This window comes from Saccharobesus litoralis (assembly GCF_003063625.1).
Classification (GTDB): domain Bacteria; phylum Pseudomonadota; class Gammaproteobacteria; order Enterobacterales; family Alteromonadaceae; genus Saccharobesus; species Saccharobesus litoralis.
The window spans coordinates 1,136,798-1,151,167 of sequence record NZ_CP026604.1 but is presented as its reverse complement, the minus strand read 5'-3'; the positions used below and the strand labels follow the sequence as shown (position 1 = coordinate 1,151,167).

Annotated in this window: 7 protein-coding genes; 5 read left to right on the top strand and 2 right to left on the bottom strand. The window is 42.0% G+C overall.

The genetic code is table 11. From position 1 onward, the window contains the following. Positions 1-38: 38 nt before the first annotated feature. The 4 genes from C2869_RS04205 to C2869_RS04190 all read left to right on the top strand — a co-directional run bounded on the left by C2869_RS04205 (position 39) and on the right by C2869_RS04190 (position 6,563). The gene (locus tag C2869_RS04205) at positions 39-392 is read left to right on the top strand and encodes a hypothetical protein (protein WP_108601762.1); all 354 of its coding nucleotides are present in this window, start codon (positions 39-41) and stop codon (positions 390-392) included. A 346-nt stretch (positions 393-738) separates the two neighbouring features. Beyond that, positions 739-2,355, top strand: coding sequence for an IS1634 family transposase (locus C2869_RS04200; RefSeq protein ID WP_159083991.1), 1,617 nt, complete (start codon positions 739-741; stop codon positions 2,353-2,355). 293 nt (positions 2,356-2,648) lie between these two features. Then, positions 2,649-2,999, top strand: coding sequence for a hypothetical protein (locus C2869_RS04195; protein WP_108601761.1), 351 nt, complete (start codon positions 2,649-2,651; stop codon positions 2,997-2,999). Positions 3,000-3,158: 159 nt separating this feature from the next. Then, positions 3,159-6,563, top strand: coding sequence for a right-handed parallel beta-helix repeat-containing protein (locus C2869_RS04190; RefSeq protein WP_108601760.1), 3,405 nt, complete (start codon positions 3,159-3,161; stop codon positions 6,561-6,563). A 714-nt stretch (positions 6,564-7,277) separates the two neighbouring features. Here the strand turns inward: C2869_RS04190 and C2869_RS04185 are convergent. After that, positions 7,278-10,034, bottom strand: coding sequence for a WD40/YVTN/BNR-like repeat-containing protein (locus C2869_RS04185; RefSeq protein WP_108604958.1), 2,757 nt, complete (start codon positions 10,032-10,034; stop codon positions 7,278-7,280). A 234-nt stretch (positions 10,035-10,268) separates the two neighbouring features. Then, positions 10,269-11,942 carry a sulfatase family protein gene (locus C2869_RS04180; RefSeq protein WP_108601759.1) on the bottom strand — a complete coding sequence of 558 codons (1,674 nt, stop codon included), beginning with the start codon at positions 11,940-11,942 and terminating at the stop codon, positions 10,269-10,271. Positions 11,943-12,354: 412 nt separating this feature from the next. Between C2869_RS04180 and C2869_RS04175 the strand changes: the two genes are divergently transcribed. Further along, on the top strand, positions 12,355-14,217 hold the full coding sequence (locus C2869_RS04175; protein WP_108601758.1) for a hypothetical protein: 1,863 nt from the start codon (positions 12,355-12,357) through the stop codon (positions 14,215-14,217). Positions 14,218-14,370 lie beyond the last annotated feature (153 nt).

Below are 14,370 nucleotides of genomic sequence, written 5' to 3'. Positions count from 1 at the left end.
TGTATCATGAAGATTCAATTTATACAAAGGAGAAAATCATGAAAGCTAAATTAACTATATTATTGGCTGCTGTGTTAGCGGTTACAAATGTTTATGCAGCTAATACCTATACTGTAGGGAATACAATCTCAGAGATCTCAGCATATTCTGTTGAAGAAAGTGTTTTTCCGGAGTGGAAATCTTATACTCAGGTAGCGGTAAATGGCGCATTGAGTTGGTCTGCAGGCGGTTGTAATAGCAACTATGTTGTCATCAGAAAATCAGATACTCATTTATTGGATTTAGTTAACCTCGCATATATCAATCAAAAAACAGTTGTTTTTGGTGCTGATACAGCAGTACCAAAAATTGGCAGTTCTATCTGTTTAGCTAGAATGGTTCAAGTTAAATAATAACTGATGTATGCGTCGTATCATTGGCGCATATTCTTATCTCATATGTCCGTTTATAGTTCAGTACCAACTAACACCACCTCTGATGTATAGCTAGCAAAATCAGGCAGTAGGAAGCTAAGCCACGCCAGCAAACCAAGTGATAAGATAAAATAATTTACGTTTACCCCATCTTCCGTACTTTAATCTCAAATGTTGAAAATTTAGCAAGTCACTTTATTGTGCGAAATAGATCACAAGCATTGAAGTAAAAGATCACCCTTATTCACGCTACAGATCACACAGTATTTCAAACAGCTTCGCTAAGATAACAATATCCTTGTCATTATATTTATCAGATCCATTAATGCCCCAAATCAAACAAGTCTCTATTCAATCTATGGATCACCTTGGTTTAGTCGCTGCGTTATTGAAAAAGTACAAAATTGCACAGCGAATTGACCTGATGCTGCCGATTAAATTGGATAAACGAACCAAGTCTACGTATGGGCAGCGGATCTGCGCGCTAATCCTGAATGGTCTTGGGTTCACCAATGCGACTTTGTATATGACCCCAGACTTTTTTAAAGACAAACCGATAGAGGCATTGATAGCGCCAGGGCTTTGTGCCGATGATATGAATGAGGATGCGCTGGGTCGATGTCTTGATAAACTGAATCAACACGGGACGACACGTTTATTTAGTCAGTTAGCTTTTGAAATTATTCAAGAGCATGGCTTATTAAGCACCAGCCATCATTTAGATAGCACCAGCTTAGCCTTATTCGGTGAATACAATGGTGATTGGAAGCATGCCCCAATACCTAAACAAGGGTATTCCAAAGACCATCGCCCCGACTTGAAACAAGTGGTTGTTAATCTCATTACCAACGGCCCAGCAGGACTTCCGATTTATTATGAAAGTTATGACGGTAATGCAGCAGACAAAACGATATTTCATGACAGCATTGCTTATATGCGTAACTTCATTGAAGAACTCAATAATAGCGAAGACATGTTATGGGTAGCTGATTCAGCGCTGTACAACACGAATAAGCTTCAAAATGCCAACGTGAATTGGCTGACACGCGTGCCAGCCACCTTAAACATAGTTAAGCAAAATAGTGCGAAAAGCGATGATGCTTTTGAATGGTGCGAATTAGATAACGGTTATCGTTACGCCAAAATTAACGATGAAGACAAAGACAGCCCGAATGAAAACTGGGTGCTATACAGCTCTGAGCAAGGTAAAGCTCGCCAACTGAAAACATTGGAAAAGAAAATCGATAACGCACATCAAGCATTAACTCGCGCATTGAAAAAAGTATCAGGGACATTGTATGCGTGTGAGCATGACGCGAGACAGGCACTTAAAAATACCGCTAAAAAAGCGAAGTATCACCAAGTTGTTGAACGCGAAATAGAGGCTCAATGGGGATACGAAAAACGAGGAAGACCGAAGCCAGAAGATAAAAAACTCAAAGGTTACCGGGTCATAGCAGACATTGTAGAAAACGCAGAAGCCATAGCCCAAGCGAAGCACCCACTTGGTCGATTCGTCTTAGCCACAAATAAAACGAGTTTAACACCCGCGCAAATGCTTAAGGAATACAAGCAACAATCTCAAGTTGAAAATGGTTTCAGGTTCATGAAAGACAAATCCTTTCAAAGCAATCGCATTTACCTGCAAAACCCACAACGGATAGACGCATTACTGATGGTCATGAGTTTATCGTTGCTGGTTTACAACTTAGGTCAATACGAATTGAGAGCGAGATTAACAAAAGAAGACGAAACCTTGCCCAATCAGTTAGGGCACCCCACGCAATCGCCTACATTACGCTGGGTCTTTCAAATGCTGCGAGGGATAAGTTATGTTGATTTAGGAACACAAGGCATTGGGGTCGCGAATATCAGTGAAAGAGAAGAGAAAATCATTCGCTTATTTGGCAAAGAAGCTTTAGATATATATCAACTGAGCTAGCCATCACTTGAAGAAAAATACACTGCTATGCGGTGGCATTTGTCGTGCGCGTAAAACAGGATAAGCTTATCGAACAAACAGATCTACTTAAAAATTTAGGGCCGCAACCACACAAAATATCCTGTATCTATAATTAAGTGCGGAAGATCGGGTTTACAGGCATCTGTATATTCATAGTAGGTTTATATTGAGGGAGTCACGCCAGCTAAAGGAAAGTGATTTTGATTTTTACATAAGGTGTTTTGTTAGTTAATACAGTAATGTAATTAATTTTCGCTTGATTCGGAGGAGCAATGAAACATATAAAAGAACGATTAAAGTTAAAAGCAGAAAAAGCTGTGAAATTAAAACATGCTGAAAGTGCTAAATACTTTGAGTTTTCTAAATTTACAGCCACAACTAGTTTAACGATGATCGCGATTATGTTTGTAGCGAAAAATACAAAGGTTCTTGGTAATGAACAAACGCTAAATGGATATTTTGGTGTTATGTCATTTTTTACAGCTTCAATTTTTATGGTGTCAGTTTTTTCCGCAACATTTATTACATTAAATAATGTAAACAAATTTATTAAAAATATCTTGTGCTTTTCAGCTTGCTTACAGTGCTCAGTAGTTATGTATATATTATTTTTGGTTGGTTAGCCAATCTATAAACTGTTATAAAAATAATATCCTTATAACTAAAAATAGTAAATTGTAAACAATTGAAAATGCATTGTATGTAAAGTGTTTCATATTGTAACTTATTTGTTCGTATGTAAATCAAATGCGACAACACACTACAATAGAGGCTCTTTATAAATGTCCAAACAAATTTTTAACTATTCTGTTGGGGCGGCGTCTTTGCTATTAAGCATGGGCTTGGCCGCCAAAACGGTTTATGTTGCGCCAGACGGTAACAACAATAATGACGGCAGCGAAGCGGCTCCGTTTGCTTCCTTTTGGAAAGCCAACAGTGTGCTTGCTGCGGGTGATACCTTAATTATCGCTGGCGGTGAGTACCGTCAAACCTTAACCATTAATAAATCAGGTACCGCTGCTGAACCTATTTTAGTGCGAGCTAAAGATGGCGAACGCGTGGTGATTAAGGGAACCGAACCGGTAACTGGCTGGACTCCTTATGCTGACGGTATCTATTCTACTCAGGTCAATATGACGATAGTTGAGCACTCGCGTCAGGTTTATCACAACGATGAGTTAATGCAGATCGCCCGTTGGCCAAATGACAGCGACAATGATATTTTCACTATCGATGCCCATGAAGTTACCGAAGCCGGTACCGAGAGCAGTTTAACGGTTGCGGGTATTCCTGATGTTGACTTAACCGATGGTTATCTTTGGTATTTAGGCCAGCATTCAGGCACTAGCTGGACTAAGCAAATAACATCCAATACCTTAACTGAAATCAACTACCCAGCGGTCGATATTACCAAATGGCCATACAGTAACCATAACCCAGTTAAACGGTATGATGGTGGTTTTGGACGTTTCTTTGTTTACGGTAAATTAGATTTACTTGATCATGATCGCGAATGGCATTACGACGCTGCCTCGCAAACACTTTATTTTAAACCTGCCGATGGCCAACAGCCGGCTGACGGCGATGTTGAGATCGCGGTGCGTGAACGGGCTATTGAAATCGACGGCAGTTATGTTGACCTTGAAGGTATCAATGTTTGGGGCGCTAACGTTAAGTTAGATGGTCACTTTAACCGTTATGCTAAAGCTGAGGTTCTTCACGGTAAACAGCGTTTAGGTAACCCTGACGCGGCTTCGGGTGCAACCATTGGTGATGCGTCAATCAATGTGATTGGTCGCAATAATACCATCGAAGATAACGTTATTTTGCATGGCTCAATTAGTGGTATTCAAATCGCTGGCTGGGGGCAAAGTGGTGACAACGCGGTTATTCAACGTAATGAAATTCGCTATTTCGATACCTTAGGTAATCATACCAGCCCGATCCGCTCTAATGCCGATAACGTTAAAATTTTAAAGAATACCATTTCGCATACCGGTCGTGATGCCATGTATGTCGTGGGAACTGGCTCTGAAATTGCCTATAACGATGTTTCATACGCAGCGATGATCAATAACGATGGCGGCTTATTCTATACGGTAGGTAATACCGAAAACCGCAACATCGAAATTCATCATAACTGGTGGCATGACGCTATGCGCCGTGACTATCACGATCACCGCACTGCTGGTATCTACTTAGATAACGACAGTAAAGGCTTTTTAGTCCATCACAACGTGGTGTGGAATGTACCTTGGAGTGGTGTGCAGTTAAACTGGGACAACTGGGATAACCATATCTACCACAATACTTTTATTGATGTTGAACAAGCGATGGGTGAGTGGATCAATGGTCGTAATCCTCGCGATAACCGCGTTTGGAACAACTTCAGTACCCATGCCGACTGGATCCGCAGTGATGCTTACGATCTCGACAGCAACTTAATCATTGAGGGCATCAACCAATTAGTTGATCCGGCCAATCAAAACTTTATGCCAAACGCAGCGTCAAGCTTGCTAGATTCTGGACGCGATATTGATGATTTAGTGGTACCGTTTGCTGGTCCTGCGCCTGATGTAGGTGCATATGAAGCGGGTGGAACACGTTGGACTGCCGGTATCAATGCGATTGAAGATACTTGCGACAACTGTGCATCGGATCCTAATGCCGCTCCGGTACACCCACCGATTAACCCTTCAGTCATGTTTGATGATAGAAGCAAATATCTATCGACTGAATATGTGGTAGGTGGTCAGATTAACGCAACGGTTAACTTTGATGCCGGTACAGGTAATACAGTGACTGACACCTTAGGTGGCGTTAGATTTTTCTTACGCACAGTTGATAAATCAACCGGTGCTTGGCAAGTTGTAAGCGATATCAGAATTGATGACGCATCAGCTATTGGTAAGCGAGCCGGTGCCGCAACTGCGACTATCCCATTAACGGGTTTACCAGCGACAGTGGATTTACCAGCTGACCATTTTTACTTCTTATTTGTGCAGTTTGAATCATCAAACGGGGTTAAAAAAGCAGTGGGTGCGCAGCCGCTAACGCTTGTAGAACCAGCGCCTGGGTCAATTAGCTGGGACAACATTAATAACTACCGCAATACGCCATTCTTAAATACAGGTTTTATGGATATCACGGTTAATGTTGAAGCCGGAACGGGCCAAGAGGTCACATCTGATTTAAGCGGGGTTAAAATATTACTGCGCGAATTACGTTCAAACTGGACTGTCGTTAGCGACACTGAAATAACCGATGCTAGTTTAGTTGGCGAGCAAAGCGGCACAGTCACTTTGTCCTTGCCTTTGCATGGTTTAACACCAACGGCGCAATTACCCAATGGTAACTTTTACTTCTTGTTTGCCCGCTTTAAATCAAGTGATGGCAAAGTGCATGCCGCAACAGCGTCGCCTATCATTATAGATAGTGATTTTGATGGTGACTTAATCGGCGATGCAATGGATAACGATGACGACAACGACGGAATATTAGATGGCCTTGATGTTTTCCCATATGACGCGAATGAGTCTGTCGATACTGACGGTGATGGTATAGGTAACAACACAGATACGGATGATGACAATGATGGTGTGGCAGATACGGTAGATGCCTTCCCTTATGACGCCAGTGAGTCAGTTGATACAGATGGCGATGGTATTGGCAATAACGCAGATGCCGATGATGACAACGATGGTGTGGATGACGTATTAGATGCCTTCCCGTTAGACGCAACTGAGTCAATCGATACTGATGACGATGGTATTGGTAACAATGCGGATAACGACGACGATGGCGATTCTGTTGTCGATAGCGAAGACTTATTCCCATTAGACGCCAGCGAATCAGCGGATTTTGATGATGATTCAATCGGCGATAATGCTGATAACGATGACGATAATGATGGTGTTGAAGACAGTGCAGATGTCCACCTTGGATTAGTGTCAGGCAATGTTGTTATTACCGGTGTTGATTCTGGCATTACTAACCGCGTAAACGCATTAGGCATGCCGCTAGCAGTACAGGTAGCAAATGCTGATACTGATTGCCTAGCAGGTAGTAAAAATGCGGGTCAATATAATAGCTGTATGTCGAAAGAGCTTAATGCGTTAAAAGCTCAAGGAGATATTTCAGGTTCAGAAAAAGGCTATTTACAGAGTGTAGTGGCTAAAAATAAATAACCTTTGTATGGTTTTTATTGCAAAATAGCTATCCAATAAAAACGGCAGATGGAATTTCCATCTGCCGTTTTTGTTTTTTATAGGTGTCATAATTTACGAGTCATTTACAAGGATAGGTATTTGTATATTCTTCCTGTAGGTACACCGATGCTTATTCCCGACGCGTGGCACTTCCACCATCCCTGTAGGTGAACCGATGCTTATTCCCGACGCGTGGCACTTCCACCATCCCTGTAGGTGCACCGATGCTTATTCCCGAACGCGCGGCACTTCCTACATCCTTGTAGGTGCACCGATGCTTATTCCCGAACGCTCGGCACTTCTTACATCCATGTAAGTGCACCGATGCTTATTCCCGAACGCTCGGCACTTCTTACATCCATGTAAGTGCAGATTTATCTGCATAACACCTAAGTTTCCGCTAATGCGGACTGAACCACCGCCAGCCGAGGTTTGAATTTGATGCTGGCTGTTTTTGGTTTTTTTCTTTGTGTTGATTTCGGTGTTTGCGTGAGCGTTTAGCTATGCCCGAAAAGGTGTATTTGAGCTGGGTCGTTTTGCTTATTTATCGGATAAGAGAGTAGCTTAAAGGCAAGACCAACATAATATTAAAGGCATTGGCATTTATGCTTGATTTGCTGAACCCGCAAACCAAGCATAACGCTAAGATTATATTGCCGATAAACTCTAATACCGGTGCGTTGTTACGGGTTGCTATCGTTTAACTGGCAACCAAGTCGAGTCTTTGGTTTTGTTAATATACGCAACATTCCAGCCGCTGCCCCAACCGGCAGCCCACAATACATTGGGGTTGTAGGGATCTGGCTTGGCATCAATAATTTTGTCGTAATTCGATAAGTTGTTATTGATTTTGTTCCAGCTTTGCCCGCCATCTTGTGACAAATAAAGTCCAGGATTTAAAAATTGTCTATCCAAACGCATCTGGTTGCCAACTGTCAGTAACAAGATGTTTGCGTCGACTGGTGATGACTCGACTTGTAAAACGACCGGCGCTTTAAATATTTGTTGCCAAGTTTTACCGTTATCGGTACTTCGCCATGCGCCGCCTTCTTCGTATTTACCATCGTAAAACCCGCCAGCGCTTATAAACATGTGTTTGTTATTGCGATCAATAAATACGTTGTTAACGCTTTTGATATTGGCTGGAATAGTCATGCGCTGCCAGCTTTCGCCTTGGTCGACAGACTTGTATAGTCCGCCGTTTTTATCTGCTGCTGCCGCATAAATAATATTGGAATTGTCGGGGTCGAGAATAATACGGCGTAAGCTCGCATCTTGATGGAACCCTTTGTTGCTGACTTTCCAGTTATAACCGCCGTCGGTTGATTTCATAAAGCCATAACCGCCTTTGGTTGGTTCACGGCGTGGAGCACGATAGATTTCAGAAAAGGCATCCAATTCAGCAACAAAAAACATATTGTTGGGTTGATTAGGATCGATCAGCAAAGAGTTTTGCGCTGGCTTCATGCCTTTTGGACCTTGGATCTTTTTCGCTATTTTTTTCGCGCCAGCCACGTTACTGTCGCTAGGTTTGCTAGACACTTCGAGCACACTGGCGATGTTTTGCCATGTTTTACCGCCATCGGTTGAACGGCGCAATTTACCACTGTGATACTGACGCCAAGCCAGAATATAGATGATATTGGGATTATGTGGGTGCACGGCTAGTGTCGAGATAGATACCATGCCTTTATCATTAACTTGGCCTTCTATTTGACGCATGGGTACATCAGCTTTGTTGGCTAAGTTTTCCACCACTTCGGTTTGCCAAACGCCATGTTCGCCACTGGCCATTAAACGACGTTCAGGAATGCCGGTTTCTAATAACATAAAGCGCCCAGGTAAATCACTGCCGCCACGGCCAATCCAAATATTGCTGCCTTTCTCAACTTCAAAATCGTCGATTTGTTGCCAAGTTTTGCCTTGGTCAGACGATTTGTGGGTTTGTTGCGAGATACTAATAAACACTTCGCCCGCCGAATTAATTGACAGTAAGCGATTACCTTGGTCTTCGGTGTGAGTGTCCATTTCGTATTGAACGTGGGCAAATTCTACGTTGGCATGAGTCGGGTTATTGCGCTTTGCCCAATAATCTTGGTCGGGGTTATTGATCCAATACTTGCCATGTCGCGCGACTACTGTCCAATGTTTGCCGCCATCTAATGTACGCCAGACTTCACCTGGGCCGAATGTTCGGTCGTGTTTTTTGTTGTAAGTCACGTAGATTTCTTGTTTGTTTTTAGGGTTAACCACAATGCGGTTAAATACCGGCAGTATTTGCTTAGGTAATTGGCTGTATTTTTTTCTGGCTTGTTTGGGGCTAATTTCAAACCAGTTGGCCAATGTTCGGTAGTAGCGATTATGCTCTGCAGGGTAGTTGATTTGCGTTAAATCGAGCCACAAATTACCGGTAATGTTATGCCAAGTTTTACCTTGATCAGTACTGGTGTAAATGCCACCTGAGGCCGATACGGATTTGCCTTGGGCTTGGTAATGGGTTTGCTCGATAAGGTAAAGCGTGTATTCGCCGGTAACGGGATCATAGTGCTCTGTTAAATCACGTGGCAAATTATGTGGTAGCCCTTGTGCGCCAAACTGCCACGACATGCCACCATCTGTACTTTGCATTAAGCCTTTATTGGTGGCGGCTAGTAAGTGTTGTGAACGAGTTGGGTTGACGATAATTTTACCGACATCAAGATCACTCGGTAAGCCTTTGCTGATCTTTTGCCAAGTTTTACCCTTGTTGCTGGTTTTTAAAATATAGCCATAATCAGCATAGTTAAGTTTATCGCCGCCAAGTTTATTAATACTTCTGTGATTTTCTTTTACGTTCCAGAAGTCACCCGCTCCGATATACCAAATGTTATCGTTGTTAGGGTCAACTGCTAGATCACCTAAACGCTTGCCGATTTGTTCATCGTACCAACCTTTTTTAAAGGCTAAAGGATCATATGGGTCGACACCAAAGTCTCGGTGGTCGCCGGCGAGTTCAGCGGTTTTTTGCCAGTTACGTCCTTGATTGCTTGATTCATAAACCCAGCCATTCCAATCGATAGCCATGGCGTAATTTGGGTCTTGGCGTGAAAACTCAATGTCCAATACGCGCTTCATTAATTGGCCTAACTCGTCGTGATCTTGCAAACTATGCCATGAATTAGCCCCGTCCCAAGTACCATAGGAAACATGCATGTCGGGGCCAATAAACATCACGTTAGGATTAGTGGGATGAGTCCATAACTCTTCGTTATAGCCCGACATTCCAGGACCAATGTTTTGCCACTGTATGTTAGGGTTGGATGTGACTTTTTCTGTGCGCAGGCGGTCAAAATACGCTTGCTGATTTTCGGGTGTAACGGCAGAGGTGGTTGTCGGCGAGATGCCACAACCGATTAAACTTGCAGAAGCAATACATACAGCACTGCATAAGCCAATTAATGTTTGATTCATAAACATAGTTCTCGCGGCGATTTTTATATTTAAATTTTGACAATTATAGATTGTTAACAATAAATAGATAGATCTATTATCACAAGCAGAGTGGCGAAAAGTAGTGTAAATATTGTAAAGTGAGAGAGAGCAGTTTGCAGGCTCTGCAAGCATGAATGCTCGCCTACAAGAGAGCAGTTTGCGAGCTCTGCAAGCATGAATGCTCGCCCACAAAAGAGCGAGTATTAACCAGTTCTAATCATCCCAGTGTTTAGCGATAACTTGTTGAATATGCGGGTACTTTGCATCAGTTTCGTTAAGTGATTCGCGTTGGTGTTTTAACTCTGCTTTTAATTCTTTAATGATGTCTTTGTATTGCGGATCGTTATACAAATTTACCATTTCGTCTGGGTCATTTAGCATATCGTATAGCTCCCAGGCGACGGGCGTCGGTGTTTTGGCTGGGATCACCCCATCTTTACGGCTCCAATCCATACCGTAGTAAACTTTGTCGGTTTGTTGGAAGTTTAGATCATTGTTTACCGCATAGAAGAAGATCAGCTTGTATTGCTTAGTGCGAATACCAAAATGCGCAGGCACATCGTGATGCGCGCGGTGCATCCAATAGCGGTAGTAGGTGCCTTTACGCCAGTTTTGTAATGGTTGGTTATCTAACACTGGCGCAAAACTCATTCCTTGCATAAATTCAGGTGCCTTGCTGCCAGCCAGTTCTAACATAAATGGCGCAAAGTCAGTGTTGTTAGCGATGACATCGGCTTTTTTCGGCGCATGACTCTTACCAGGGTGGCGGACAATAAATGGCATACGCATGGATTCGTCATACATCCAGCGCTTGTCGATATAATCATGTTCACCCAGCATCATGCCTTGGTCACTGGTGTAAATGATAATGGTATTGTCGTATTGACCGGTTTGCTTAAGATGGTCAATAAGGCGGCCAAAGTTGTCGTCGACACCTTTAACAGTGCGTAAATAACGGCGTAAGTATTCTTGATATGCTTGATGGGTGTATTCGTCGTCACTTAAATTGGCGTCGATCTCCATATGAATGCCCATGTTGCGGCGCGGATTACGTTTTGAAATTGACGTACCCAACTCGTGAAGCATACTGTCGTTCTCACCACGGGTTGCTTTTGAACCAAAGCGGGTTTGCGCATATAAACTAGAGGGCTCAGGAATATGCACACCTTTTAAAAAATCTTCATAACGCGGCGCGTACTCAAACATATCATGCGGCGCTTTAAAGTGATGCATCAAGAAAAATGGCTTATCGGTTTTACGGTTTTTAAGCCAATTTATTGAAATATCGGTAACCACATCTGAAGAATGTCCTTTAATGGTAACCTCGTTATGTGGCCATTTACCTTGGTTTTTATCTCGCAATACTGGGTCAAAATACAAGCCTTGTTCTGGCAATACTTTGTAATAATCAAATGCGCCTGGTTCTTCACGTAAATGCCATTTACCTATCATCGCCGTTTCATAGCCAGCTTCACCCATTAATCGGGCTAAATGCTGTTTTTCGGTAGGGATAGTGCCGTTTAAGTCTAAAACACCGTTAGTTTGTGGATATTGACCGGTTAATACCGATGCTCGGCTAGGCGTACATATAGAGTTAGTGGCGAATACATTCTCGAACAATGTCCCTTCACTGGCTAGCTGATCTATGTTTGGTGTTGGGTTAAGACGGGCTAAACGTGATTGATAGGCACCAATCGCTGACGCGGTATGGTCATCCGACATAATATACAAAATATTATATTGTGTTGGTTTGCTCTGAGCGACAGGAGATGTTGTGTTAGTTGCGCTAGGCTGTTGATTGCCGCAGGCGGCGACTATAGTTAACAGGCTTAAGCAAGTGCAGGCTCGGGCTAGCTGTCGTTTAAATTGTTTACTTGAGTATCGCATACTTATCTTCCACGTTGAGTTATTATGATTTTTAATTGAGTTATTATGAAGTTTACTATACACGATATTGTTAACAGTATGTAAAGCTTAAATCAAAAATAAATTTCTAATTTCAAATGTGTGTTTTTGTATTGCCTCTGCTAAACCCTTTATATTTAATCTATTAGCGCTCTGTAATTAATTATCCATTACTATGCTTTGCTTATATTAAAAATTAGCTTTTTGCGATAATAATAGTTGATTGTTAACAAATTGTTGTTATCATCAGCTTGTTGGCATCAAAAAGAGTCAATTAAAGATCGCAATGTGTCAACAAAATGTCTCATTAAGTCTTATTGGATATGAGCTACAAGGATAGTTACAAAAGATTCAACGGCTTAAAAACAACAATTTCAAAACGAGAGCACTAGCAATGAAGATAAAAACATTAGCACTAACTATTGCATCACTATTGTCTGCTAACGCGGTAAACGCAGCGAATATTGATGTCGATGTCAATTTAGATATGGTTCATTCTGTGGGTGGTGAACAGGATTTTTCGCGTGAAAAATATATTCGTTTTCATGGTTCGCTTTCATCACAACAATGGCCAACGATTAATCAGCGTGATGCCTTTTTTGAAGATCAAGATATTCATGTTGGGCGGGCGACGGGTAGTTTGTCGTACGTAGCTGCCAATGTAGATGAAAACCCATCTTTTCCCGGCTATGTCGACCCAAATGATTTAGACAGTTATGCGGCTGGTTTTAAAGCCAACTTTAATAGTTGGTCGCATGCCAACAAGCATCGAGCGACTTATCAAACCGTAGGGATCCAGAAAAAACGTTTTCCGGGGAATCAGTTAAATGGCTGGAACATGGGGCTCAACAATTATGATGCGTTAGCTAAATACTATCAGCATTATTTAACTAAGTTTTTCGATAACAATGTTAATAAACCCACCTTTTTAGAAGTGGTAAACGAACCTTTGTTTATGTTGGATCCGAATAACGCGGATTATTTGCCGGGCTTAACTCGGGAAAAAATCTGGGAAGGTCATGCTAAAGTTGCGCAAAAACTGCAAGCTTCCCATCCTGATGTCAAAGTTGGCGGTTATACCACGGCCTTGCCGCGTTGGTGGCGTAACGATTTCGCAGATTGGGATTTGAACATGAAGGCCTTTATGGACACCGCGGGTGCCGATATGGATTTCTTCTCGCTGCATTTATATGACTTAACCAGCCGTGAAGATGATCAGTTTTTACGTGGTAGTCAAAATGAAGCTATCTTAGATTTAATTGAAGCGTATACCCATATCAAAAAACTGGAAAACCCAGGTGTCGCTGGTTGGCAAACCGAGAAGCCATTTTTGGTATCTGAATATGGTACTTTGGGTAAAGATCACCTATTCAAGAGTCAGTTAGAAGCCGATTGGGAGAATATGGCGGCTTTTAACGGTATGTTGCTGCAACTATTAGAACGCCCGAACAAAATTTTAGCCGCGACACCTTTCATTCTGCATTATGACCAAACGCGTTTGTTGAATGATGATGGCACCTTTACCCGTAAGCTTGATTTTTACAAGTTGTGGAAAAAAGTTGAAGGTACACGAGTTGATACTTGGTCTGCCGATCCTGATGTGCAAGTTGATGCCTATGTTAAAAATAACAAAGCTTACGTTATTGTTAATAACCTAGAAAATGAGTTAGTGACAGTTGATGTCAACTTGTTTAATGGTAAGCCGGTTAGCAACGTGAAAATGCGTCGTTTATATTCCAACGCTAATAATGAGCCTTTATACCAAGAAGATATTCCGGTTGGCGCAAATACTAGCAAGAATATTCCAGCTAACGGCACCATGATTTTGGAATACACCTTTAGCCAAAATCTTAATTTGAACCATACATCAAAAGAAACAAAATATTACTCAACCAAGTATTTACAGCCGATTGCTGCCGCTAATACCAATATTAGCTTTCCAGTTAAAAACTTAAATTTAGCTACCAATAATGGTGAAGCGGTATTACGTATCGGGGTTAACCGTGAACACGGCAAACCAGTGGTGCCAGATCGCGTATTTATCAATGGTAAAGAGGTCAACGTATTACCTAGTGACTGGAAAGGTTACGATCAGTCTACTTGGAATCAGTTCTTTGGTTTGATTGAAGTGCCTATTAACTACGCAGATTTACAAGCTGCCAACAACACAGTGCAATTGCGTTATGCACAAACCGGCGGAACCGTAAGTAGTGTGGCGATACAGGTATTTGAACAGAGTCGTAATGTTACCCGATAGGGTAAACTTGTAGAGCAAGACTTCAGTCTTGCTCTTTTGGGCTCTGCCAGCATAAATGCCCGCCAATAAAGCGGTTTGAATATACTTACTTTCAGTTACACTCGGATACAATAACTCAAGCCAAATTAATCAATACTAAAGCAATCGAAATTC

Bases quoted from the DNA above. Each gene is read 5' to 3' on its own strand.
- C2869_RS04205 (WP_108601762.1), top strand. From the start codon at position 39: ATGAAAGCTAAATTAACTATATTATTGGCTGCTGTGTTAGCGGTTACA.
- C2869_RS04200 (WP_159083991.1), top strand. From the start codon at position 739: ATGCCCCAAATCAAACAAGTCTCTATTCAATCTATGGATCACCTTGGT.
- C2869_RS04195 (WP_108601761.1), top strand. From the start codon at position 2,649: ATGAAACATATAAAAGAACGATTAAAGTTAAAAGCAGAAAAAGCTGTG.
- C2869_RS04190 (WP_108601760.1), top strand. From the start codon at position 3,159: ATGTCCAAACAAATTTTTAACTATTCTGTTGGGGCGGCGTCTTTGCTA.
- C2869_RS04185 (WP_108604958.1), bottom strand. From the start codon at position 10,034: ATGAATCAAACATTAATTGGCTTATGCAGTGCTGTATGTATTGCTTCT.
- C2869_RS04180 (WP_108601759.1), bottom strand. From the start codon at position 11,942: ATGCGATACTCAAGTAAACAATTTAAACGACAGCTAGCCCGAGCCTGC.
- C2869_RS04175 (WP_108601758.1), top strand. From the start codon at position 12,355: ATGAAGATAAAAACATTAGCACTAACTATTGCATCACTATTGTCTGCT.